This is a genomic window from Streptosporangium sp. NPDC005286, from assembly GCF_040607515.1.
Lineage (GTDB): Bacteria > Actinomycetota > Actinomycetes > Streptosporangiales > Streptosporangiaceae > Streptosporangium.
In genome coordinates, this window is the sequence record NZ_JBEXGU010000005.1 from 115,680 (window position 1) to 137,798 (window position 22,119).

A 22,119-nucleotide genomic window follows, 5' to 3' on the forward strand; every position below is an offset into this window, starting at 1 on the left:
CGGTGGAGGCCTTTCTCAACCAGCTCCCGATCGGCCTGTCCATCGGCGCCGTGCTGCTCCTCATCGCCCTCGGGCTGACGTTCACGTTCGGTCAGATGGGCGTGATCAACATGGCCCACGGCGAGTTCATCATGGCCGGGGCGTACACCGCCTACCTGCTCCAGGACCTCACCGGCCGGATGGCGGTGATCGTGGCCCTGCCCGTCGCCTTCCTGGTCGCCGGGCTGATGGGGCTCATCCTGGAACGGACCGCGATCCGGCACTTCTACGGCCGCCCGCTCGACACCCTGCTGCTCACCTGGGGCGTCAGCCTCGTGCTCCAGCAACTCGCCCGCGACCTGTTCGGGGCGCCCAACGTGCAGGTCCAGGCACCCACCTGGCTGCAGGGCGGCATCGCGTCCCTGCCGTACAACCGGCTGTTCATCTTCGGCCTGGCCGTCGCCACGGTCATCGGCATCTGGGCCTACATGAACCGCACCGGCGCCGGCCGCCGGATGCAGGCCGTGATGCAGAACCGGCAGCTGGCCGCGGTCAGCGGCATCAACACCGCCCGGGTGGACCAGCGGACCTTCTTCATCGGCTCGGGGCTGGCCGGGGTCGCCGGGGTGGCGCTCACCCTCATCGGCCCCGTCGGCCCGGCGCTGGGCACCTACTACATCGTCGACGCCTTCCTGGTGGTCGTCGCCGGAGGGCTCGGCCAGCTGCGCGGTGCCGTCATCGCCGCCGCCGGCCTCGGCCTGCTCAACTCCTACGCCGAGTTCTGGAGCGACGCCAGCCTGGCGAAGGTCATCGTGTTCGCCGCGATCATCGCCTTCCTCCAGTTCCGCCCGCAGGGCCTGTTCGTACTCCGATCGAGGGCGCTCACGTGAATCTCACCCGCCTCAGAGGGCCGGGGCTCTTCGCGGCGGTGGCCGTGCTCGCCCTGGTCGTCGCACCGTTGCTGCTGGAACCCTTCCGCCTCGGCCTGCTGGCCAAGTACCTCTGCTTCGCGATCATCGCCCTGGGCATCGGACTGGCCTGGGGGCAGGGCGGCATGCTCGTCCTCGGCCAGGGCGTGTTCTTCGGGCTCGGCGGCTACGCGATGGGCATGCACCTGAAGCTGGTGGACGCCCAGGGAGACCTGCCCGACTTCATGGTCTGGAGCGGGGTCGAGCAGCTGCCCGTGCTCTGGAAACCGTTCGCCAACCCGGTGTTCGCGCTGGCCATGGTCGTACTCGGGCCGATGCTGATCGCCACCGTGCTGGGCCTGCTGGTGTTCCGCCAGCGGGTGCGCGGCGCGTACTTCGCGATCCTCACCCAGGCGCTCGCCGCCGCGTTCGTCATCCTGCTCGTCGGCCAGCAGGGCCTGACCGGCGGCACCAACGGTCTGACCAACTTCTTCGACCTGTTCGGCCAGGACCTGGCGGCGGACTCCACCCAGCGCGGGCTCTACTTCGTGGTCGCGATCGTCACCGGGCTGCTCTACCTCGGTGCCCGCCAGCTGGTGGGCAGCCGTTTCGGGCGGCTGCTCGTCGCGATCAGGGACGGCGAGGACCGCGTCAGGTTCCTCGGCTACGACCCGGCCAGGGTGAAGACCGTCGTCTTCGCGATCTCCGCGGGCATGGCCGGGCTGGCGGGTGCCCTGTTCGTGCCGGTGGTTGGCATCATCTCGCCCGCGCTGCTGGGGGTGGTCCCCTCGCTCGAACTCGTCGTCGCGGTCGCGGTGGGCGGCAGGTTCGCCCTCGCCGGGGCCATCCTCGGCGCGGTCGTCATGGGGTACGCCAAGACCTCCTTCAGCGAGCAGTTCGCGGACGGCTGGCTCTACCTGCAGGGCGCGCTGTTCATCCTCGTGATGACCCTGGCCCCCAGAGGGATCCTCGGCCTGGTGGCGTCGGCCCGCGACGCCCTGGCCCGGCGGTCGAAGCGCCCCACGGCCCCGGAACCCCCGCCCACGGACGACGCCCCCGGCAGGAGAGTCATGGAGGAGGTCGGATGAGCCCGATCATCGAGGTACGCGGGCTGTCGGTGGTCTTCGACGGCTTCCGCGCCATCGACGGCATCGACCTGACCGTCGAGGCGGGGGAACTGCGCTTCCTGATCGGCCCCAACGGCGCGGGGAAGACCACGCTCATCGACGTCATCACCGGCCTCACCCGCCCCACCACCGGCGAGGTCGTCTTCGACGGCCGCAGCCTGGCCGGCCTGCGCGAGCACAGCATCGTCCGGCTCGGCGTCGGGCGTACCTTCCAGACCTCGGTGGTCTTCGAGGAGCTCACGGTCCTGGAGAACCTCGACCTGGCGGCCTCCTTCCGCCGCCCGCTCTGGTCGCTGGCCCGGCGCAGGCGCGGGATCTCCACGGCCGTCGCCGACGCGCTGGAGACCACGGGGCTGCGGGAGCTGGCGGACCGGCCCGCGGGGGTGCTCTCCCACGGGCAGCGGCAGTGGCTGGAGATCGGCATGCTGCTCACCCAGAGCCCCAAGCTGCTCCTGCTGGACGAGCCGGTGGCCGGGATGTCGAAGGACGAGCGGGAACGGACCGGCGAGCTGCTGACGTCCGTGGCCAACGACCACACGGTGATCGTGATCGAACATGACATGGAGTTCCTGCGCAGGTACGCCTCGCAGGTCACCGTCCTGCACGAGGGCAAGGTGCTGATCGAGGGCTCGGTGGACCAGGTCCGCGACGACCCGCGCGTGCAGGAGGTCTATCTCGGAAGGAAGCGCGGAGATGCTGTCAGTACAGGATCTTGACGCCGGGTACGGCAGGGCCCGGGTGCTGTTCGGGGTCTCCCTGCGGGTGGAGCCAGGGCAACTGGTGTGCGTGATGGGCCGCAACGGGGTGGGCAAGACCACCCTGCTCAACACCGTGATGGGCGTGCTGCCCGCCACCGCGGGCTCGGTCACCTTCGAGGGCCGGGACGTGACGCGCCTGCCGCCGCACGAGCGGGTACGGCTCGGCATGGCGTACGTCCCCCAGGGGCACGAGACCTTCCCTCAGCTCAGCGTGCTCGGCAACCTTCAGGTCACACTGGAGGCCTCCGGCGGCCCGCAGGAGGCGCTGGAGGAGGCGCTGGAGACCTTTCCCCGGCTGAAGCCGCTGCTCAAGCGGCGTGCCGGATTCCTGTCCGGCGGACAGCAACAGCAGCTCGCGATCGCCCGCGCGCTCGTCACCCGGCCCAGGCTGCTCATCCTGGACGAGCCCACCGAGGGCATCCAGCCCTCGATCATCATCGAGATCGAGGAGGCGATCGAGCGGCTGCACGCCTCCGGCCTGTCGCTCCTGCTGGTCGAACAGTATCTGGACCTGGCGCTCCGTCTCGCCGACCGTTTTCTCATCCTCGACGCCGGGCACGTCGCTCATTCGGGGGCGGTGGAGGAATTACACGGGGAGGAAATTCACCGCCTTCTCGCCGTGTGAACCGCACTAATTCATATCAAGAAAGTCGTATTTGATCTCTTCTTGATGAAGAACCTCCCGCTGCGGGCGACGGCGACATAACCTACCCAGCAAAAAGGGAGTCCGGGGGTGTCATGGCGGAGGAACCTGCGGACGGGGGAACGCGAGCGGAGGGGACACCGGACCCTCCCGGGAATCACGGTCGCTCCGACCGGCAGCCCGGCCGCGAGACCGGCAGCCCGGCCGACGACGAGCGCGAGGGGCGATCGGGCGCCGAGACCGGCGGATCGCCCGGTGACGATCGTGACCGACGGTCCGACGATCGACATGACCGTGAGCGGCGCTTCGACGGCCGGTACGAGCGCGGCCGGTGGGACGACGACAGATACGGTCAGGAGCGCCGGTTCGACGAGCGGTACGAGCGTGACCGGCGGGACGACGACAGGTACGGCCGCGACCCGCGGCCCGAGGATGTGCGGCCCTTCGAGGACGCGTACCCCGGGGCGCGGATCGATCCGCCGGGGACGCCCGCCAGGCGCGGATTCCGCCGGTTCCGGCTGACGGCCTGGATCGCGCTGGTCGTCGCGGCGGTCGTGGTCGGGGTGTCCATCGCATGGGTGAACGGGCCGCCCACCGAGGCCGAGCTGCGGGAGAAGGCGGGACTCCTCAGCAAGGACAGGCTCCGGATCGGCGTGAAGGACGACACCCCGGGCATCGCCCTGAGGGCGAAGGACGGGAGCGGCTTCGAGGGCTTCGACATCGACATCGCCTACATGATCGCGGCGGATCTGGGTTTCCGGCGCGACCAGGTCGAGTTCATGTCCATCGAGACCGAGGACAGGGCCCGCATGCAGGCCCGGAACGAGAACGGGGGATTCGTCAGGGTCGACCTCGTGGTGGCGACCTTCAGCGTGACGCCCGACCGCAAGGCGGACCCCTCGGTCGGCTTCTCCACGCCCTACCTCTTCACCGAGCAGTCGGTGGTGACCAGATCCGACTACGAGGACGAACACGTCGCCTCCCTGGGGCAGCTCGAGGGCAAGAAGGTCTGCTCGCTCGGGACCTCGACCTCCCTGGTCGAGCTGAGCAAGGCGATAAGGGGCAACCCCATCGCCGAGGGCCTGATCAGCAAGTGCGTGGAGCGTCTCCGGAGGGGCGACATCGACGCGGTGACCACCGACGCGGCACTCCTGGCCGGGTTCGTCGCGCAGGACAGGAACCTGCGTCACCACGACATCGCGCTGGAGAAGACGGAGATGTGGGCTGTCAACGCGGGGCCCAACGCCGCGCTGCGCACCCTGGTCGACCTCGCGCTCTACCGTTCCTACGCCGATCCGCAGAACCAGCGCTGGGAGGAGGCGTACAAGACCCACATCGAGCCGCTGCTGAAGACCAACCCGGGGGTGAACGTGGCCCAGGCGGAGCAGCCGTGCGCGCTTCCCCCGCCGGTGCGCCGCTGGCCGTGGGAGCGGACCCTCCCCGTCCAGGATTGTCCCTCCGCCCCTTGAAGACCGACAGTCGGGTCAGGGACGCGCCGAGGAACCAGGAGTGGTTCCTCACGCTGCTGCCGGTGTTCCCGATCGTCCTGCTGGTGATGCGGCTGTGGTACGCCAGCCGGCAGGACACCCAGACGCTGCTCCTGCTCGTGCAGACCATCAGCCCGCTGGGCATGCTGAGCGCGATCCTGCTGACCACGGTGTGGGTGCTGCCCGTCGTCGTCGTCGGCGGCCGGCTCCTCGGCACCCTCTGCTGGATCAGCACGGGCCGCTCCTCATGGCTGGTGCGCGCGGCCCGGCGGCTGCCCGGCTGGGTCGCGGGCCTGGCCGTCTTGGTGGGCGTGGGCACCTGGCAACTGCGCTTCCTGCCGACGCTGATGATGCTGTCGCTCGCGCTGGCGGGCCTGATCGTGCGCGAGCGGTTCCCGGCCAACGAGGAGTTGCGGACCACGTTCTGCTACGCGCTGCCGCTGATCGCCGCGGTGCTGTCGTACGTGCTGCTGTGGCCCGCCGTCGTCACCGCGTTCGCCGAGCGGGACGTGGCGACCGCGATCCTGCTGACGCTCCCCCCGGTGTGCGCGCCGCTGCTGACCGGCCCGGTGCCCGCGGCGTCGGCCAGGGTGCTGACCCATGGCATCGCGATCGCGATGGCGGTGTTCACCCCGTTCCTGGTCGGCGCGGTCGTGATGAGGGCGCCGATCCTCCCGCTGATCGCCCTGGAGATCACCGGGGAGAAGTCCTCCGAGGTGCTCGTGGGCTACATGGTCGCCAGTGACGACCTGATGACCACGGTCCTGCACCGCGACGGTGCGGTGAGCTTCATCTCCAACGAGCGGCTGCGGTCGAAGGTGCTCTGCCCCGACCCCGGCGAGGTGCCCAGGACATGGGCGAACCTGCACGGCTGGTACGTCGAACAGAGCGTGATCTCCTGGCTCGCCCCGGTCTCGCAGCGGACCCCGGCCGATTCACGCTGCGAGGGCCGCCCGGCCGCGGAACCCGCTCCCGTCTCACCGTCCCCGACCTCGACTCCGACTCCGGCAGGGGCCTTCGGGGCGGGCGGTCACTGACGGTAGTCCTCGACCTCGTCGATCGGGCGGGGCGCGGCGGAGTCGGGGTCCTCACCGAACTCGCGGCGTGCCCGGCGCTGCCTGAGCAGGTCCCATGCCTGGTCGAGAGCCTCCTCCAGTTGCTGGATCCGGTTGTTCTCCTCATGCGAGGAGATCGAGTGCGAAGTCAGCCTCTTCCGGAGCTCCCGCTCCTCGGCGATGAGTTCGTTGATGTGGGCGAGGATGTCGACGTCCCTCATGGCAGTTCCCCCTGTCAGAGTTCTCCTCAGGTGACCGTACCGTCGGAAGCCGAGCCGGTGGCGCCGGCGTGCTTCGCGTCGCGTGCCCATCCTCGGACGGACTCCCGGAGATCTTCGAGTTCCGCCATGTGAGACCGGGGCTCGGGCATTCGGACCCGTCTGATAGCGTGCTATGCATGCTGCGCGGGCTGCTTCTTAGCTGCCGCGACGAGGGCCTGTAAGGGCCGGCTCCCTCGTCGCGGAGCGAGCCATGCGTGTCGGCCACGATTGTTTTCCCAGTCGAGGAGCCTTTGCATGTATCCGCAGCAGCAACCCAGCCCCATGCCGTTCAAGCGCTACGAGTCCTTCGCGCCGATCCGGCTGGCCGACCGGACCTGGCCGGACAAGGTCATCGAGCGGGCACCCCGGTGGTGTGCCGTCGACCTGCGTGACGGCAACCAGGCGCTGATCGACCCCATGGACCCCCACCGCAAGCTCAAGATGTTCGAGCTGCTGGTGAAGCTGGGCTACAAGGAGATCGAGGTGGGCTTCCCCGCCGCCTCCCAGACCGACTTCGACTTCGTACGGCAGATCATCGAAGAGGATCTGATCCCTGACGACGTGGTGATCCAGGTCCTGACCCAGGCCAGACCCGAGCTGATCGAGCGGACCTTCGAATCGGTGCGCGGGGCCAAGCAGGCGATCATCCACCTGTACAACTCCACCTCCACCCTCCAGCGCAGGGTCGTCTTCGGCCAGGACCGCGAGGGCATCACCGCGATCGCGGTCGAGGGCGCCAAGCTCTGCAAGAAGCTGGCCGCCGAGATGGACGGCACGGAGATCTACTTCCAGTACTCCCCGGAGTCCTTCACCGGCACCGAACTGGAGTACGCGGTGGAGGTCTGCGACGCCGTCAACGACGTGTGGCAGCCCACCCCCGACCGCAAGGTCATCATCAACCTGCCCGCCACCGTCGAGATGGCCACGCCCAACATCTACGCCGACCAGATCGAGTGGATGCACCGCAACCTGGCCTATCGCGACTCGATCGTGCTCTCCCTGCACCCCCACAACGACCGGGGCACCGCCGTCGCCGCCGCCGAGCTGGGCTACCTGGCCGGGGCGGACCGGATCGAAGGCTGCCTGTTCGGCAACGGAGAGCGCACCGGCAACGTCTGCCTGGTCACGCTGGGCATGAACCTGTTCTCGCAGGGCATCGACCCGGAGGTCGATTTCTCCGACATCGATGAGATCCGCCGGATCACCGAGTACTGCACCCAGCTCCCCGTCCACCCGCGCCACCCGTGGGGTGGCGAGCTGGTCTACACCGCCTTCTCCGGATCCCACCAGGACGCCATCAAGAAGGGCTTCGAGCACCTGGAGCGCGACGCGGCCGCCGCGGGCGTCCCGGTCGAGGAGTTCACCTGGGCGGTCCCCTACCTGCCGATCGACCCCAAGGACATCGGCCGTACGTACGAGGCGGTCATCAGGGTCAACAGCCAGTCGGGCAAGGGTGGGGTCGCCTACATCATGAAGGCCGACCACCAGCTGGACCTGCCGCGCCGCCTGCAGATCGAGTTCTCCCGCGTCGTCCAGGGCCGCACCGACGCCCTCGGCGGCGAGGTGAGCCCGGCCCAGATGTTCGAGATCTTCACCGACGAGTACCTGCCGAACGAGGTCGGCCCGTGGGGCCGGCTGGGCCTGCTGGCCCACCGCACCGCCTCCCAGGGCGACGAGAAGGACGCGATCAGCGCCGACCTGCGGATCGACGGGGAGATCCGCGAGGTCGAGGGTGTCGGCAACGGTCCCATCTCCGCCTTCTGTGAGGCCCTGGCCAGGGTCGGCATCGAGGTTCGCGTCCTCGACTACGCCGAGCACGCCCTGAGCGCCGGCACCGACGCCAAGGCCGCCTCCTACATCGAGTGCGAGATCGCCGGCCAGGCCCTGTGGGGTGTCGGCATCGACGCCAACACCACCGCCGCCGCGCTCAAGGCCGTCATCTCCGCGGTCAACCGCGCCAACCGCTAGTCCCCGGTACGACCCGCCGGGGCAACGCGTCCGACAACGATCCACAAGGTCATCTGTCGCCTATTCGACCGCGCCTCCCGCGTAACCCGCGGACGCGCGGTCGAGTCGTCTCGGCAGGTGGCCGGGGCGGTGGGGAAACCGGTCGTCCTGACGCCATATAATTTATAGGTAAAACACTTGCTAATCATGTGAACGGGGATCATGAAGGAACAGCCGGGCGGACGGACGCGGCGGCTGCCGCTGAGGGGAGTGTTCCGGCTCGGCCGGTTCGGCGACATCTGGCACAAGCACGCGCTCAGCGCGGTCATCGCGCTGGCGATCCCCGACCTGATCCTTCTCGCCATGGGCCGGCTGGATCTGGCGGTCTACACCTCCGCCGGAGCGATGTGCGCCCTGTACGCGCACGGTCTGCCGTACGCGGCGCGGGCGCGCAGCCTGATCTGGGTGGCGCTGGGCATGATCGGCGGGGTGGGGGTGGCGCTCGTCACGTCCGGCCTCACCCGGTCCACCGCGATCCTGATCATCGTGTCCGCGGTGCTGGCCGCCCTGCACAAGGTGGTCTGCGACGCCACCCGGATCGGCCCGCCCGGGAACCTGATCTTCACCTTCATGGCCGCGACCTGTGCCTTCATTCCCCAGCGGCTCAGTGAGGTGCCCTTCCACCTGGCGCTCGCCGCACTGGGCGCCCTCCTTGCCTGGCTGGTCTGCATGGCCCCGGCGCTCGTCCGGCCCGAGGGTCCCCAGCGGATCGCCGTCGCCCGCGCGCTGGAGGCGGTCGCGCGGCTCCCGCGGGCGGCCCCCTCGCGACGCGACCCCCAGGACGACACCCCGGCGCGGATCACCCCGGTACCCCGGGTCCGCCATGACGCCGCCGCGGCGGTGAACGCCGCCTGGCGCACTCTCCTGCCGGTGCCCGCGAGCCCGAACCGCGGCGCGCTGGAGCGCCTGCTGGTACACGCCGAGGAGACCCTCGCGACGGGTTTCAGCACCGAGGCCGCCCGGCTGACGGGCTGGGCCACCGACCTGCGCCGGAACCGGCCGCTGCCCCGCACGAGCCTCACCGGGAACGAGGCCGCCGAGCTGACCGGCATCGCGATGGAACGGGCCGTCCGGAGCCGCGAGCCGAGTGTGCTGCGGGCGTTCCATCCGGCCTCCGCGCTGTTCCCGATCGGGATCAGGGTCGCCGTCGGCTCCGCTCTGGCCGGGCTGACCTCGATGGCGCTGGGGGTCGGTCACCCCTACTGGGCGGTCGTGATGGCCGCCTCCGTCTTCCAGGCCAATGCCGTGCTGTCCTGGCAGCGGGCGCTGCAGCGCGCCCTCGGCAGCGTGTTCGGACTGCTCGCCTTCACCCTGCTGCTGCCGATCAGCCGCGCCGGGCAGCTCGCGCTGGTGTTGCTGGTGCTGCTCCTCCAGTTCTGCACCGAGGCGTTGATCACCCGTAACTACTGGCTCGGCACGGTGTGCGTGACCCCGATGGCCCTTCTGCTGACCGAGTTCTCCGGATACCAGCCCGCCGGGCAGCTGATCGCCGACCGCTGGCTGGACACCTGCGTGGGCGTCGCGGCGGGACTGCTCGGCTGCCTGCTGGTGACCAACCGCCGTACCGCCGGCCGGATCGACGCCGCCCTGCACCGGGTGGCCGTCACCCAGGCCGCGGCAGGACACCTGCTGGAGAGCGGCTCCGCGGGCCCCGGCGACATCTCCCGGGCCCGAGGCCTGCTCGTCGCCGCCCTGGTGGAACTCCGGGAGGCCGCCGAGGTCGCCGCCGGCGAGTGGTGGCAGCGGGTGCTGCCGGCGGAACAGATCGCCCAGGCCGAGCAGGAGGGCCACCGTACGCTCGCGCGTCTGAGGGGACCCGCCCGGGATAGAGTCGCCTCAAAGTCGATCAGCGGGTGAGGGAAGCGGGGGCGTGGAGGACATCGTCGCGCAGGTGATGCGCCAGTGGCAGCGCGTCCACCCGGGGTTGGACACCGCGCCGATGGCCGTGATCGGCCGCCTCAACCGCTGTTCCCTGCTGATCCAGCAGGCCGCCGACGCGCCGCTGCGCGAGCACGGTCTGACCCGGTCCGAGTTCGACATCCTCGGCGCGCTGCGACGGCTGGATCGGGAGCTCACCCCCAGCCAGATCACCAGGGAGACCTTCGCCTCCGGCGCCGCCGTCACCAAGCGGCTACGGTTCCTGGAGGAGCGCGGACTGGTGGCCCGCCGTCCCGACGACCGGGACGGGCGGGTGTCCCACCTCTCGCTCACCGAGCAGGGCCGTACGCTCATCGACCGGATGCTCCCCGAGCAGGTCGACTACGACGCGTCGCTGCTGGCCGGCCTGGCCGTGGAGCGGCAGCGGGAGCTGGCGGAACTCCTCGGCGAGCTGCTCCTCCTGCTGGAGGGACGGCCGGGCGTCCGGTCGCTCTGAACGTGCGCCGGTGCGGGCGCCGTCACCTGGCATCCTGCTTCCGCAGTGGCGACCGGCGGTACGAAGCGGGTTCGGCCGAGGCCTTTCCAAACTGGTGAATTCATGGCATTCCACGGCGAGTCGCTCCGAGGTGCCCCATCGTTAGCGACATAGCATCTTTCCAGCTCAGGGCGTAATTCGCTCCCCCCGAACACACCGAAAGCGACATTTTCGGCTATGTACGAAATTCGTATTCATCGGGGGAATTCATGCGATGTATCTTTGGCCTGGCCACCGCCGGGATCGTCCTTCTCAGCGGCACGACGGCCGCCGCGGACGCGCTGCCGCAGCCGCCGGGCCGCGGGCCCGACCCGGCCGCGGGCCGGCCGATCGCCGATCCGCCTCCGTGGCCGCCGCGGCCGATGCCTCCGGGACCCGGATCGATCATGCTGCCCCCGCGACCGCCGATGCCTCCGGGGCCGGGGCCGCTGCCTCCGGGGCCCGGGTCGATGATCCCACCCCCGCGACCTCCGTTCCCGCCGCGGCCTCCGCTCCCGTGGCCACCCGGTACGTGGGGGCAGCCGATCCCACCTCGCCCGACCCCGATTCCACCGTGGCCGACTCCGTGGCCGCCGCGCCCGTTCCCGCCAAGGCCGACCGGATGGCCGCTTCCGCCGTGGCCGACTCCGTGGCCGCCGCGCCCGATTCCGCAGTGGCCCGTGACGGTGGGCGTACCACTGGGCAGGGATCTCTCACTGACCATCGAGGGCAGGTTGGGCACCCGTAGCGTCCAGCTCAGTTGCTCGCCGGTCTTCGGGACGCACCCGCGCGCGGCGGACGCGTGCGCGGCGCTCTACCCGGCGCAGGGCGACCCGGCCCGGGTCGGGCCGACGTGGATGGGGTGCGCGCGGGTGTACGACCCCACGACGGCGAGTGCGACCGGCACGTGGGACGGCCAGTACATCCAGTACCGGCGGACCTTCAGCAACGAGTGCGACATGCACGCCGCGACAGGTCCGGTCTTCGAGTTCTAGGTCCTGACCTTCGAGGGGCCGGGAGAGGAGAGCGCGCCCACCCGCCGGCGCCCGGAGAGGATCGGGCCGCCGCCCGTCATGAAACGGCGGCCCGATCGCCGGAACATCGGCCTGCACGGCGGCGGGGCATTCCGCCGCCGTACGAGCCTGAAATACCCTTGGGGCGGTGATGCCGTCGTCGCGCCCTCGCATGGCCACCCGTGTGCGGCGCGCATCCGCCGTGCACGACCTGGCGCGAGGCGTAGAGAGGGCACGACTTGACCGGACGGCTGCTGAACTGGGCGGGCAACATCACCTACGGCGCCGCGCGGTTCCACCGCCCCGGCAGCATGGAGCAGCTCCAGGAACTGGTCGCCGGCAGCGACGCCGTCCGGGCACTCGGCACCCGGCACTCCTTCAACGAGATCGCCGATCGTCCCGGCGGTGACCTCGTCTCGCTGGAGGATCTGCCGGGTGGGCCCGAGCTCGACCCGGCACGCGGCACGGTCACGGTCGGCGCCGGGGTGCGCTACGGCGAGCTGAGCCGCTATCTGCACGGTGCGGGCTACGCGCTGCACAATCTCGGCTCGCTGCCGCACATCTCGGTCGCCGGTGCCTGCGCCACGGCCACGCACGGCTCGGGCGATGCCAACGGCAACCTGGCGACCGCGGTCTCCGGCCTCGAACTGGTCACCGCCGACGGTGAGGTCACCTTCCTCAGCCGGGAGCGGGACGGTGACCGCTTCGCGGGGGCGGTCGTCGGGCTCGGCGCGCTGGGAGTCGTCACCAGGGTCGTCCTCGACGTCGTCCCGGCCTTCGAGGTGCGGCAGCACGTCTACGAGAACCTGCCCTGGGCGCGCCTTGAGGAGCACTTCGAGGAGATCACCTCGGCCGGGTACAGCGTGAGCATGTTCACCGGATGGGACGGCCCGGTGATCGACCAGGTGTGGGTGAAGCGGCGTGACGGCGAGCCCGGCCCGTGGGAGCCGGTGTCGCGCTGGCTGGACGCCACGGCCGCGCCGGCCGACCGGCACCCGCTGCCGGGGCTGTCCGCCGTCAACTGCACCGCGCAACTGGGGGTGCCCGGCCCCTGGTACGACCGGCTGCCGCACTTTCGCCTGGACTTCACCCCGAGCAGCGGGGAGGAGCTCCAGTCGGAGTATCTGCTCCCGCGCCGCCACGCCCTGGCCGCGCTCCGCGCGCTGGACGGGGTCAGGGACGTCGTCTCCCCCGTCCTGCAGGTGTCGGAGATCCGCACCGTCGCGGCGGACGAGTTGTGGCTGAGCCCCTCCTACCGCCAGGACGTCGTCGCGGTCCACTTCACCTGGAAGAAGGACTGGCCCGCGGTGCGCCGGGTGCTCACCGTGATCGAGGACCTGCTGGAGCCCTTCGAGGCCCGCCCCCACTGGGGCAAGCTCTTCCTGATGGGCTCTGAGCGCCTGGCGTCCCGGTACGACCGGCTACCGGACTTCCGGCGGCTGGCCGCCGACCTCGACCCCACGGGCAAGTTCCGCAACCCGTTCGTCAACGATCGTCTCTTCGCGGGTGATTCTCCCTCATCGGTGTCGAGGTGACGGTCCACCTGCCGGAGGTGGATCCCCGGCCAGCCGGTCGTCTCGCCGAACGGGCACACCGGCACTGCCCCTACTCCACGGCACTTCCGGGCAACGTCGACGTCGGACCGCACCTCGCTTGAGGGAGGCTTCACCCTCCGGCCGGTTCGTCAGTTCTTGGAGACGAGGCCGCGGGTGATGGCCTCCTCGCGGAGGCGTTTCAGCGGGATCGCCGCGCCGTCGCGGTCGATGCGCCAGACGTCCCAGCCGGCGCACGCCTTGCTCCCCGCGGCTGCGGCCCCGGCGGCGGACAGGGAGTGGTACGCCTGGTCCGTCGCCGCCAGCCTGATCCTTCCGTCCTCCTCGATCGTGGCGTGGTGGACCTCGCCCTTGACCGTACGGAAGATCTTGGCGTTCGGCGCTATCAGGCCGCTCCTGATCAGGTCGGCGACCTCGACGCCGTAGTGGCGGCGGGCCGTGGGCGACTCGACAGGAGTCGGGAGCGGGATCACCGGCAGGCGGAAGCCGAGCCTGGCCGGGTTCCAGATCTCCTCGCAGAGCAGCCGGTAGAGGTGCTGGCGCTGTTCGATCTCCCGTACCCCGAAACTGGGGCAGGGCCGGAACGCCTTGTCCAGCCCCGAGTCCCTGAGGTAGTGGGTGAACGGGGTGTTGCGCAGGCGGCTCTTGGGGTGCAGGGAGGCGGCGAGCCGGTTCTCCGCGTAGTAGTGCTCGATCTTCCTGTCGTAGGGATCGTCGCGGAAGCTCGCGTTGACCGACTTGGGCAGGAGCAGCAGGGCGCCGAGGCGGTTGCGCCGGATGTAGAACTCGGCGGTGGTCTTGACGGCGTCCCGGTACCGTTCGAAGCGGTTGGCCCAGATGTGCTCGATCTCGTAGTCGCGCCGCCCCCGCAGGAAGGCGTACTCGTGCTGCCCTCCCTCGCAGGCGCGCTGGACGTGGGCGGTCATCCGGGAGAGCAGGTAGCGGACCACGCGGCGGTTGTTGGCCCGCAGCCCGAAGGAGGCCAGCTCGCGGAAGTCGTGGTCGAGCAGGGAGGTCTCCCGGCCGAGGACCGTGGCGACGTCCTCGGCGGTCCGGCAGATCCGCAGGACGGGGATCAGCCGGTGGATGACCTCGTCGAGGTCGCGGCGCTGCACGGGAAGGTTGTTGACGCACCTGCGCACGTAGAGGAGGTCGAGGAATGAGGCGACCATCGAGGTCTTCCGGACGAACACCTCGTCGGTGTCCTCGGGAGAGACGACGGAGAGCAGCAGCGTGAACTGGTTGTCGATGCCGTTGTAGCCGTTGAAGTAGACGGCTGCCAGGGCGGGCGTGAACTCCCGGCAGGCGCGGAGCAGCTCGCAGTAGCGTTTCGACACGTCCGTGAGCTTCCGCACGAACTTCTCGGCCTCCGCCGGGCGGCCGAGGCCCAGCTGGACGTCGTTGCGCAGGATCCACTCGTGGACGGCCCGCCCGATCTCGGCGGCGTCCTCGGAGTCCTTGTCGAGGTGCGCGTACTGCGCCAGCAGGAACGAGCGGACGTACGCGCTGGGCGTGTTGGCCTCGGGGGAGTCGGTCTCCGCGGTGGTGAGACGGGCCAGCATGTCGGCCCACTCCCTGCCCAGTTCCTCGCGCGGCTGCTCGCCGATCCGCCGGAAGAGATGGCCCTTGAGCAGGTCCACGTGGCTCAGCCGGAGCCCCCGGTCGTTCATCGACACGAAGATCTCGCGGCCGTTCTCCTGGTCGAGGGCCCGGATGCCGACCAGGCAGACCCGGTCCAGCAGCCACCGGACGAAGGGCACCAGGGCCTCACCGCGCAACTCCTCGGGGAACTCCCCGTCGATCTCCCTGCTCCGGTCGTGCAGGTTGCGCACCGAGATGTGCGCGTCGTCGGGCAGGGTGAACCCCTTGAGACCGTTCCAATCGGTGACCAGGGAGTTGAGCAGCTGCGCGCGGGACAGCTCCTCGGAGCTGCCGACCTTGAAGCTCCGCCTGCCGTGCCGCGCCGTGTAGGTGAGCCCTTCCAGCTCGTCGACGTTGATCCACATCTCCTGGTCGAGCAGCAGCTGCCGGAGATAGATGAGCACGAGGTGCAGGGTGGTGACGCGCTGCTGGCCGTCGACGAGGAAGGTGCGGCCGTCGCTCTCGTGGTAGACGTAGGGGCCCAGGAAGTACGGGGCGTAGCGGCCGGCCTCCTCCTGGTCGTGCAGGGGGTTCCACTGGCTGAGGAAGCGCTGGCTGAGGTCGTCGATCAGCGTGCTGACCTCGTGCCGGGTCCAGGTGTACTCACGCTGGTAGTAGTCCAGTGCGAAGGAGTTCCGCTCGAAGAGGGTGCGGACCGTCACACCCTCGCCGTGAATGGGACTGTCCACCATGAAGTCGGCAGCGCCTCTCGCCTGTGGGGGGACGGCTCACTCGAAAGCCGATTCTTCTCATTTATCACGTTGAATCGGCAACCGTTACCGATCGCCGCTAAGTCGTGACGTGTCAGGCGGGCAGGCCGAGGGTGCGGGCCTGACAGCGCATGGTGTGGTCGAAGGCCGCGGCGCGGTTCAGGATCGCGTTGTTGAACTGGCCGAACAACTCGAAGCTGATCCAGCCGAACAGGCCGGTCCAGGTGATCAGGCCGCGGACGATCACGTCGTCGGGGACGTCGGGCATCAGCTCGCGCAGGCGTGCGGCGTCCTCGCGGAAGGACGGCGGGGCGGGCGGGTGGTCGCCGGGTGGGTTCAGGGTTCCGGCCCGGTGGGCGTCGGAGACGATCCGGCCGTAGACGACGGTGTCGCGGATCGCGGCGGGGACGGTGTCCTGCGGAGCCTGGTAGCCGGGGACGGGGGAGCCGTACAGCAGGGCGTACTCGTGCGGGTGGGCCAGTGCCCAGTCCCGTACGGCGTGGCAGACCGCCATCCACCTGCCCGCGTGGTCGGTGTGCGGGACGGCCGCGTCGGCGTTCTCCACGGCCTCGCCGAGGGCGTTGTAGCCGTCGATGATCAGGACCGTGAGCAGGTCGTCCTTGGAGGGGAAGTAGCGGTAGATCGCGGAGGAGGCCATGCCCATCTCGCGGGCGACCGCGCGCAGGGACAGGCCGCTCGCGCCGTCGACGGCCAGTTGCCTGCGGGCGACGTCGGCGATCTCGCGGGTCAGCTCGGCCCTGACCCTTTCGCGTGCGGTGAGGCTCGAACTCATGTCCCGACCATATCAGAGCACTGGAAAGAAACGAGAGCACTGCTCTTGACGAACAGCGCTCTTTAACGAGAGCATTGCTCTCAGAACGGAACGGCAATCTCTTAGGAGCTCCCATGATCTCCCTGGCCAAGAACACCAACCTGCTCGTCATGTTCCTGCTGGAGCTGGGCGTGCTGGCCTCGGTCGGTTACTGGGGTTTCGTCACCGGTTCGAACTGGCCGGTGAAGCTGCTCCTCGGCCTCGGCGGCCCCGCGCTGTTCGTCGTGGCCTGGGCGATCTTCGGCGCGGCCAACGGCGCGACGATCCCGCTCACCGGTCTCGCCCGTGCCGTCCTGGAGGTGCTCTGGTTCGGTGGCGGCGCCGCGGCGCTGGTCATGGCCGGCCGTGTCGTCCCCGGGATCGCCTTCGCCGCACTCTTCGTCGTCAATGCCGCGCTGCGGCTCCTCTGGAACCAGTGAAGGAAGAACCATCATGGCCAAGCACGTCATCGCGGGAGCCGGTCAGGTCGGCTCCGAGGTCGCCCGGTTGCTGGCCGGGCAGGGACACGAGGTGGTCCTGGTCAGCCGCTCGGGCTCGGGACCCGAGCTGCCGGGCATCCGCAGGGTCGCCGCCGACGCGGGCGACCGCACGGAGCTGACCGCCCTGACCAGGGGCGCCGCCGTCCTCTACAACTGCGTCAACCCGCCCTACCACCGGTGGGCGCGGGACTGGCCGCCGCTCGCCGCGTCGCTGCTGGGAGCCGCCGAGGACACCGGCGCCGGATACGTCATCCTCGGCAACCTCTACGTCTACGCCGCTCCCACCAGGCCGATGCGGGAGAGCGACCCGCTGACCCCGCCCAGCGCCAAGGGCGAGATACGGGTCCGGCTGTGGCAGGAGGCCCTGGCCGCGCACGAGGCGGGCCGGGTCCGGGTGACCGAGGTACGCGGATCCGACTTCTTCGGCCCCGGCTGCCTGGACCAGTCACACCTGGGGGAGAGGCTCGTCCCCAGGCTGCTGGCGGGCAAGGCCGTTCGCGTCGTCGGCGACCCCGCACAGCCGCACAGCTGGACCTACGTGCCCGATGTCGCGCGGGCCCTGGTCGCGGCGGGAGAGGGCGAGCGCGCCTGGGGCCGCGCCTGGCACATCCCGACGAACGAGCCGATGACGGTGCGCGAGGTCGCCGCACGGCTGTGCGCGCTCGCCGGAATCCCCGACCCGGGGGTCAAGGCCATGCCGCACTGGCTGCTGCGCGCCGCCGGGACCTTCTCCCCGATGCTCGGCGAGCTGGAGGAACTGCGCTACCAGTTCGTCCGACCCTTCGTCCTGGACTCGGGTGACTTCCAGGAGGCCTTCGGCATCGCGCCGACCCCGATGGACGAGGCGCTGGCCGCGACGATCGCGTGGTGGCGCGACCGTCTGGCCGCGGCGGCGTAGGGACCGGTCGGACGCCGTACGGCGGGTGCGCCGGCGCGGGGGCGCGACGTACGCGCCGGAAAAGCACGCGTCGTAGGCTCTCAGCATGAAGATCGCTGTCATCGGCCTCGGGGACATCGCGCAGAAGGCCTACTTGCCCGTCCTCGGCGCGACCCCCGGCCTCGACCTGCACCTGTGCACCCGCGACCGTGCCACGCTCGACCGCCTCGGTGACGCCTACCGGGTCGAACGCCGGCTCTCCTCGGTGGACGAGGTGCTCGGCGCGGGGGTCGAGGCGGCCTTCGTGCACGTCGCGACGGAGGCGCACGTGAAGGTCGTCGAGCCGCTGCTGCGGGCCGGCGTCCACGTCTACCTGGACAAGCCGATCGCCTACACCCTCGCCGAGGCCGAGCGCCTGGTGCGGCTGGCGCGGGAGAGCGAGCGGTCGCTGTTCGTCGGTTTCAACCGCCGTAGGGCGCCGTCCTACGCCGCTCTGCGCGATCTTCCCCGCGATCTGGTGGTGATGCAGAAGCACCGTGCGCGCCATCCGGAGAACCCGCGGGCCGTCGTCTACGACGATTTCATCCACGTCGTGGACACGCTCAGGTTCCTGGTGCCGGGCGAGGTCGAGCACACCGTCGTCCGCACCCGGGTCAGGGCGGGACTGCTGGAGCACGTGACGCTGGAGCTCTCCGGGGACGGCTTCACCGCCTTCGGGATCATGAACAGGGTGGGCGGCCTGGCGGAGGAGAGCGTGGAGGTCATGGGCGGCGGCGCCAAGCGCCGGGTGGTCAACATGGCCGATGTGACCGACCACGCCGGCGCCGAGACCCTGACCAGGCGGGGCGACTGGACCCCGGTCTCCCGGCAGCGGGGCATCGAGCAGGTCTGCCTGGAGTTCCTCGACGCGGTCCGCTCCGGCACCGTCGTCGACGCCGCCGACGCCCTGGCCACCCATGCGATCTGCGAGGAAATCGTCACCGCCGCGGCCCGGTAGCGCGTGACGGGGTGCGGCTTTTAGGATCGGAGCCCGCGCGAGCGGTGCGCCTCGGCGACCCGGCCGACGCCGATCACGTGGGCGGCCTGGCGCAGGGTGATCCCGCACTCGGCCGAGACCGCCGCGACCGTGTCGAACGCGTTCTCCACGAGGCCGCGAAGCCTCGCGTCCACCTCGCGCGCGCTCCAGGAACGAGCCTGCGCCTCCTGCAGCCACTCCAGGTAGGAGACGATCACACCGCCCGCGTTGGCCAGGATGTCGGGGACCACCGTGATGCCCGCGTCGGCGAGGACGCGGTCCGCCCCGGGCGTGGTGGGGCAGCTGGCCCCCTCCACGATCAGGCCGGCCCTGATCCGGGGGGCGTTCTGCTCGGTGATCGCCCCCTCCAGGGCCGCGGGAACGAGCACGTCCACATCGAGTTCCAGCAGGTCGTCGTGGGACAGCGAGTCCGCCTCGCGGTAGCCGCGCACTCCACCGGTCCCCTTCGACCACGCCCGCAGACCGTCGACGTCCAGGCCCGAACGGTTGACCACGGCCCCGGTGCTGTCGGAGACCGCGACCACGAGAGCGCCCGCGTCGGCGAGGTGGCGCGCGGCGGGGGCGCCGACCTTGCCGAAGCCCTGGATCGCGACGGTACGGCCCTCGGGGGAGCCGCACATGGCCCTGAGCGTGGCGAACCGCACGCCGCGTGAGGTGGCCTCCGCCCGCTCCGGCGCGCCGCCGGAGGTCGATCCGCCGGTCATCACGCCGGGCACCGGGTAGCCCGCGTTCACCGAGTAGGTGTCCATGATCCAGGCCATGGTCCGCCTGTCGGCGCCGACCTCGGGGGCCGGGACGTCCCGCTCGGGGCCGACGATCGGCAGCACCTCGTTGACGTAGCGGCGGGTGACCCGCTCCAGCTCCCGGGTGCTCAGCGAGGCGGGGTCCACCGAGACGCCGCCCTGGGCGCCCCCGTACGGGATGCCGGCCAGCGCGCACTTCCACGTCATCCCCATGGCCAGCGCGGTGACCTCGTGGACGTCGGTGCGGGGGTGGAAACGGATGCCGCCCTTCGCCGGGCCACGGGTGATGTTGTGCTGCACCCGGAAACCCTGCACGACGTCCATCCGGCCGTCCTCGCGGCGGACCGGAACCGACACGGTGAGTGAGCGGCGGGGAGTGGCGAGCATGGCGCGCAGGCTGTCGTCCAGGTCCAGCCGGTCGGCCGCCTGGCCGAGCTGGAAGAGCGCGGTGTCGAGGGCCTGACGGCCAGGGCTGACGGGAGCGGTGGTGGCCGGCATCGTCGACGGCACCGTGAGCGTCCTCAAGGGAAACCTCCGTACGGTGAGCGGGGCGCCTTTGCTCCGCCCGGGGCAGCTGGTCACGATCAGAGTAGGTGCGCTTTTTTGCCTGCGGGGACGGGCAGTGTTTCGTTCTCGTGACCGCTCCGAGGCCTGGTCGCGCCACCGCGACCGGATGGTGCGTTGTTATCTGCCCGCGTCTCTGGGCAATCTGGGAGGAAGGTACGGATCTGGTGGGCTCCGGTAAAGGATTCCTGCCGTCGTGCGGTGACTGAGGGGATGAACGTGCCGGAACTTGTGGTCGGACCGATGTTGCGTTACGTCGACGAGACGAGCGCGTCGGTATGGCTGGAGACGAGCGAGCCGTGCGAGGTGACGGTCGAGGTCGGTGGCGCGAGCTCGCAGGCCAGGACGTTCACGGTCCACGGTCACCACTACGCGATCGTGGACGTGGCGGGCGGCGGGACCTACCAGGTGCGCCTGGACACCGAGACCGTGTGGCCGCTGCCCGACCAGCCGCCCAGTCGCATCCGCCTGCTCGGCCCCGGCGGGCCGGACCGGGTGATGTTCGGCTCCTGCCGGACCAGCGTGCCGCACGACCCCCTGCACACGATCTCCCACGGGGTGGACATGCTGCGCGCGTACGGCTGCACCCTGATGGAGGCGCCCGAGGACCGCTGGCCCGACCTGTTGCTGCTCCTCGGCGACCAGGTCTACGCCGACGAGCCCTCCGCCGAGATGCTGGAGTTCATCGGAAACCGCAGGGACAGCGAGCCGAAGAAGGAGATCGCCGACTTCGAGGAGTACGCCGAGCTGTACCGCCTGGCGTGGGCCGACCCGGAGATCCGCTGGATCCTCTCCACGGTGCCCACCGCGATGATCTTCGATGACCACGACCTGCGCGACGATTTCAACACCTCCAGCACCTGGCGTGAGCAGATGGAGCACGTCCCGTGGTGGCGGCACCGGGTGATCTCCGGGATCGGCGCCTACTGGGTCTACCAGCATCTGGGCAACCTGTCGCCGGCGGAGCGCGCCGCCGACGAACTGCTCAGCAAGGTGTGCGCGGCCGAGGGGGACGGCGGGGAGGTGCTCGACGCGTTCGCCGAGCACGCCTACGACGTACCCGCCGACAGCCGGTGGAGCTACGCCCGCGACCTCGGCGACACCCGCCTGATCATGCTGGACTCCCGTTGCTCCCGCCGGCTCACCCCGAAAGACCGGCGCATGATCGACCCGGTGGAGTGGGAGTGGCTCACCGAGCAGCTCCAGCGGGACGGCGCGAAGCGCTACGTGATCGGCTCCTCGGTGCCGTTCCTGCTTCCCGCGGGCATCCACCACATCCAGAACTGGAACGAGGCGCTGGCGCAGGGGGCCTGGGGCGCCAGGGTGGCCCGCTGGTCGGAGGCGCTGCGCCAGGGGCTGGACCTGGAGCACTGGGCGGCCTTCCGGCGCTCCTTCGAGGACCTGTTCAGGCTGCTGGCCGGGCTGGGCAGGCCGGTGATCATACTCTCCGGAGACGTGCACTACTCCTATGTCTCGAAGGCGCACGGGCTTCCCATCTACCAGCTGGTCTGCTCGCCGATCCGCAACCCGCTGAGCCGCACGCTCCGCCTGGCCAACATCGTCGCCCAGTTCGGTGTCGCCAGCCTGATCGGACGCTCGCTCTCCCGCCTGGCCAAGATCCCCAAGGCGCCCTTCAGGTGGCGGATCACCAACGGCCCGTGGTTCTCCAACGCGGTGGCGGTGCTGTCCCTGGACACCGCCCCCACCTCGGTCCGCTGGGACACCGCCACCGGAATCGACGTCTCGGAGATCACCACGGTGGAGCTGAAGGGGATCTAGGAGGCTGGTGTTAAACGGCCGCTTAGCGATCATGGTGGAGCGCCGCACCCACAGAGCATGCAGATTCGGCCTCCAAGTGGAGTGTGTGCTCCCGATCCTCACCGTTCTTGACGGCTTGGCGGAGGGGCCAAGATTACTTCGCGTGAAAAACACCAGCCTCGTAGGAGCCGTCCCCTGGTCCCCGGCCGGGGGGGAGGGGGGGCGGGGCAACTGGAGGGCCGGGGGAGGGGGGGGGGGCGGGCGGCCGGTTGGGGGGGGGGGGAGCCACGGGGTGGG

19 protein-coding genes are annotated in these 22,119 nt (G+C 70.3%); 15 read left to right on the forward strand and 4 right to left on the reverse strand.

All coding sequences use genetic code 11. The annotated features are described in order from the left end of the window. The first annotated feature begins 2 nt into the window (after positions 1-2). The 6 genes from urtB (at position 3) to ABZU75_RS03810 (ending at position 5,939) form a co-directional block, all read left to right on the forward strand. The gene (gene urtB, locus ABZU75_RS03785) at positions 3-869 is read left to right on the forward strand and encodes an urea ABC transporter permease subunit UrtB (RefSeq protein WP_355549161.1); all 867 of its coding nucleotides are present in this window, start codon (positions 3-5) and stop codon (positions 867-869) included. After that, entirely contained in the window at positions 866-1,975 is a 1,110-nt protein-coding gene (urtC, locus tag ABZU75_RS03790; RefSeq protein ID WP_355549163.1) for an urea ABC transporter permease subunit UrtC, read from the forward strand. Before urtB ends, urtC begins: the two co-directional genes overlap by 4 nt. Next, positions 1,972-2,730, forward strand: coding sequence for an urea ABC transporter ATP-binding protein UrtD (urtD, locus tag ABZU75_RS03795; protein ID WP_350913276.1), 759 nt, complete (start codon positions 1,972-1,974; stop codon positions 2,728-2,730). The genes urtC and urtD overlap by 4 nt, the downstream gene beginning before the upstream one ends. Next, a complete protein-coding gene (urtE, locus tag ABZU75_RS03800) occupies positions 2,708-3,397 on the forward strand; it encodes an urea ABC transporter ATP-binding subunit UrtE (protein WP_343978534.1) in 690 nt (229 codons plus the stop codon). Before urtD ends, urtE begins: the two co-directional genes overlap by 23 nt. Before the next feature lie 113 nt (positions 3,398-3,510). Further along, positions 3,511-4,884, forward strand: a complete 1,374-nt coding sequence (locus ABZU75_RS03805) for a transporter substrate-binding domain-containing protein (RefSeq protein WP_355549166.1) — start codon at positions 3,511-3,513, stop codon at positions 4,882-4,884. Then, a complete protein-coding gene (locus ABZU75_RS03810) occupies positions 4,881-5,939 on the forward strand; it encodes a hypothetical protein (RefSeq protein WP_355549168.1) in 1,059 nt (352 codons plus the stop codon). Before ABZU75_RS03805 ends, ABZU75_RS03810 begins: the two co-directional genes overlap by 4 nt. Here ABZU75_RS03810 and ABZU75_RS03815 read toward each other — a convergent pair. Next, positions 5,933-6,178, reverse strand: a complete 246-nt coding sequence (locus tag ABZU75_RS03815; protein ID WP_350913284.1) for a DUF2630 family protein — start codon at positions 6,176-6,178, stop codon at positions 5,933-5,935. The genes ABZU75_RS03810 and ABZU75_RS03815 overlap by 7 nt on opposite strands. Positions 6,179-6,472: 294 nt before the next feature. Between ABZU75_RS03815 and leuA the strand changes: the two genes are divergently transcribed. From leuA to ABZU75_RS03840, 5 genes are all read left to right on the forward strand, one after another. Continuing rightward, positions 6,473-8,185: a 2-isopropylmalate synthase gene (leuA, locus tag ABZU75_RS03820; protein WP_350913286.1), complete on the forward strand. Its 1,713-nt coding sequence runs from the start codon at positions 6,473-6,475 to the stop codon at positions 8,183-8,185. A gap of 201 nt (positions 8,186-8,386) precedes the next feature. Beyond that, positions 8,387-10,081 carry an FUSC family protein gene (locus ABZU75_RS03825; protein ID WP_355549171.1) on the forward strand — a complete coding sequence of 565 codons (1,695 nt, stop codon included), beginning with the start codon at positions 8,387-8,389 and terminating at the stop codon, positions 10,079-10,081. Positions 10,082-10,094: 13 nt separating this feature from the next. Then, on the forward strand, positions 10,095-10,598 hold the full coding sequence (locus ABZU75_RS03830; protein ID WP_355549173.1) for a MarR family transcriptional regulator: 504 nt from the start codon (positions 10,095-10,097) through the stop codon (positions 10,596-10,598). Positions 10,599-11,296: 698 nt separating this feature from the next. After that, positions 11,297-11,611: an SSI family serine proteinase inhibitor gene (locus tag ABZU75_RS03835; RefSeq protein WP_355549176.1), complete on the forward strand. Its 315-nt coding sequence runs from the start codon at positions 11,297-11,299 to the stop codon at positions 11,609-11,611. Between the two features lie 257 nt (positions 11,612-11,868). After that, a complete protein-coding gene (locus ABZU75_RS03840) occupies positions 11,869-13,164 on the forward strand; it encodes an FAD-binding protein (protein ID WP_355549178.1) in 1,296 nt (431 codons plus the stop codon). A 149-nt stretch (positions 13,165-13,313) separates the two neighbouring features. Here the strand turns inward: ABZU75_RS03840 and ABZU75_RS03845 are convergent, their stop codons facing one another. Then, positions 13,314-15,515: a DUF262 domain-containing protein gene (locus ABZU75_RS03845; protein ID WP_355549180.1), complete on the reverse strand. Its 2,202-nt coding sequence runs from the start codon at positions 15,513-15,515 to the stop codon at positions 13,314-13,316. A 112-nt stretch (positions 15,516-15,627) separates the two neighbouring features. Continuing rightward, positions 15,628-16,326: a TetR/AcrR family transcriptional regulator gene (locus ABZU75_RS03850; RefSeq protein WP_355549182.1), complete on the reverse strand. Its 699-nt coding sequence runs from the start codon at positions 16,324-16,326 to the stop codon at positions 15,628-15,630. Between the two features lie 113 nt (positions 16,327-16,439). Between ABZU75_RS03850 and ABZU75_RS03855 the strand changes: the two genes are divergently transcribed. The 3 genes from ABZU75_RS03855 to ABZU75_RS03865 all read left to right on the forward strand — a co-directional run bounded on the left by ABZU75_RS03855 (position 16,440) and on the right by ABZU75_RS03865 (position 18,718). Next, positions 16,440-16,784, forward strand: coding sequence for a YrdB family protein (locus tag ABZU75_RS03855; protein WP_355549184.1), 345 nt, complete (start codon positions 16,440-16,442; stop codon positions 16,782-16,784). Between the two features lie 13 nt (positions 16,785-16,797). Then, a complete protein-coding gene (locus ABZU75_RS03860) occupies positions 16,798-17,742 on the forward strand; it encodes an NAD-dependent epimerase/dehydratase family protein (protein WP_355549186.1) in 945 nt (314 codons plus the stop codon). A gap of 85 nt (positions 17,743-17,827) precedes the next feature. Next, complete coding sequence (locus ABZU75_RS03865) at positions 17,828-18,718, forward strand: Gfo/Idh/MocA family oxidoreductase (RefSeq protein ID WP_355549188.1); 891 nt, start codon at positions 17,828-17,830, stop codon at positions 18,716-18,718. Positions 18,719-18,738: 20 nt separating this feature from the next. Here ABZU75_RS03865 and ABZU75_RS03870 read toward each other — a convergent pair whose 3' ends face one another. Then, positions 18,739-20,025, reverse strand: coding sequence for a Glu/Leu/Phe/Val dehydrogenase (locus ABZU75_RS03870; RefSeq protein ID WP_355549190.1), 1,287 nt, complete (start codon positions 20,023-20,025; stop codon positions 18,739-18,741). 258 nt (positions 20,026-20,283) lie between these two features. Here ABZU75_RS03870 and ABZU75_RS03875 point away from each other — a divergent pair, with 258 nt between their 5' ends. After that, positions 20,284-21,843 (forward strand): alkaline phosphatase D family protein, encoded by a 1,560-nt coding sequence (locus tag ABZU75_RS03875; RefSeq protein WP_355549192.1) that lies wholly within the window; start codon positions 20,284-20,286, stop codon positions 21,841-21,843. Positions 21,844-22,119: the final 276 nt, after the last annotated feature.

What these genes read in the sequence shown, in the direction of transcription:
- ABZU75_RS03825 (WP_355549171.1), top strand. Translation starts at nt 8,387, where the DNA reads ATGAAGGAACAGCCGGGCGGACGGACGCGGCGGCTGCCGCTGAGGGGA.
- urtE (WP_343978534.1), top strand. Translation starts at nt 2,708, where the DNA reads ATGCTGTCAGTACAGGATCTTGACGCCGGGTACGGCAGGGCCCGGGTG.
- ABZU75_RS03865 (WP_355549188.1), top strand. Translation starts at nt 17,828, where the DNA reads ATGAAGATCGCTGTCATCGGCCTCGGGGACATCGCGCAGAAGGCCTAC.
- ABZU75_RS03845 (WP_355549180.1), bottom strand. Translation starts at nt 15,515, where the DNA reads ATGGTGGACAGTCCCATTCACGGCGAGGGTGTGACGGTCCGCACCCTC.
- leuA (WP_350913286.1), top strand. Translation starts at nt 6,473, where the DNA reads ATGTATCCGCAGCAGCAACCCAGCCCCATGCCGTTCAAGCGCTACGAG.
- ABZU75_RS03815 (WP_350913284.1), bottom strand. Translation starts at nt 6,178, where the DNA reads ATGAGGGACGTCGACATCCTCGCCCACATCAACGAACTCATCGCCGAG.
- ABZU75_RS03850 (WP_355549182.1), bottom strand. Translation starts at nt 16,326, where the DNA reads ATGAGTTCGAGCCTCACCGCACGCGAAAGGGTCAGGGCCGAGCTGACC.
- ABZU75_RS03860 (WP_355549186.1), top strand. Translation starts at nt 16,798, where the DNA reads ATGGCCAAGCACGTCATCGCGGGAGCCGGTCAGGTCGGCTCCGAGGTC.
- urtD (WP_350913276.1), top strand. Translation starts at nt 1,972, where the DNA reads ATGAGCCCGATCATCGAGGTACGCGGGCTGTCGGTGGTCTTCGACGGC.
- ABZU75_RS03855 (WP_355549184.1), top strand. Translation starts at nt 16,440, where the DNA reads ATGATCTCCCTGGCCAAGAACACCAACCTGCTCGTCATGTTCCTGCTG.
- ABZU75_RS03805 (WP_355549166.1), top strand. Translation starts at nt 3,511, where the DNA reads ATGGCGGAGGAACCTGCGGACGGGGGAACGCGAGCGGAGGGGACACCG.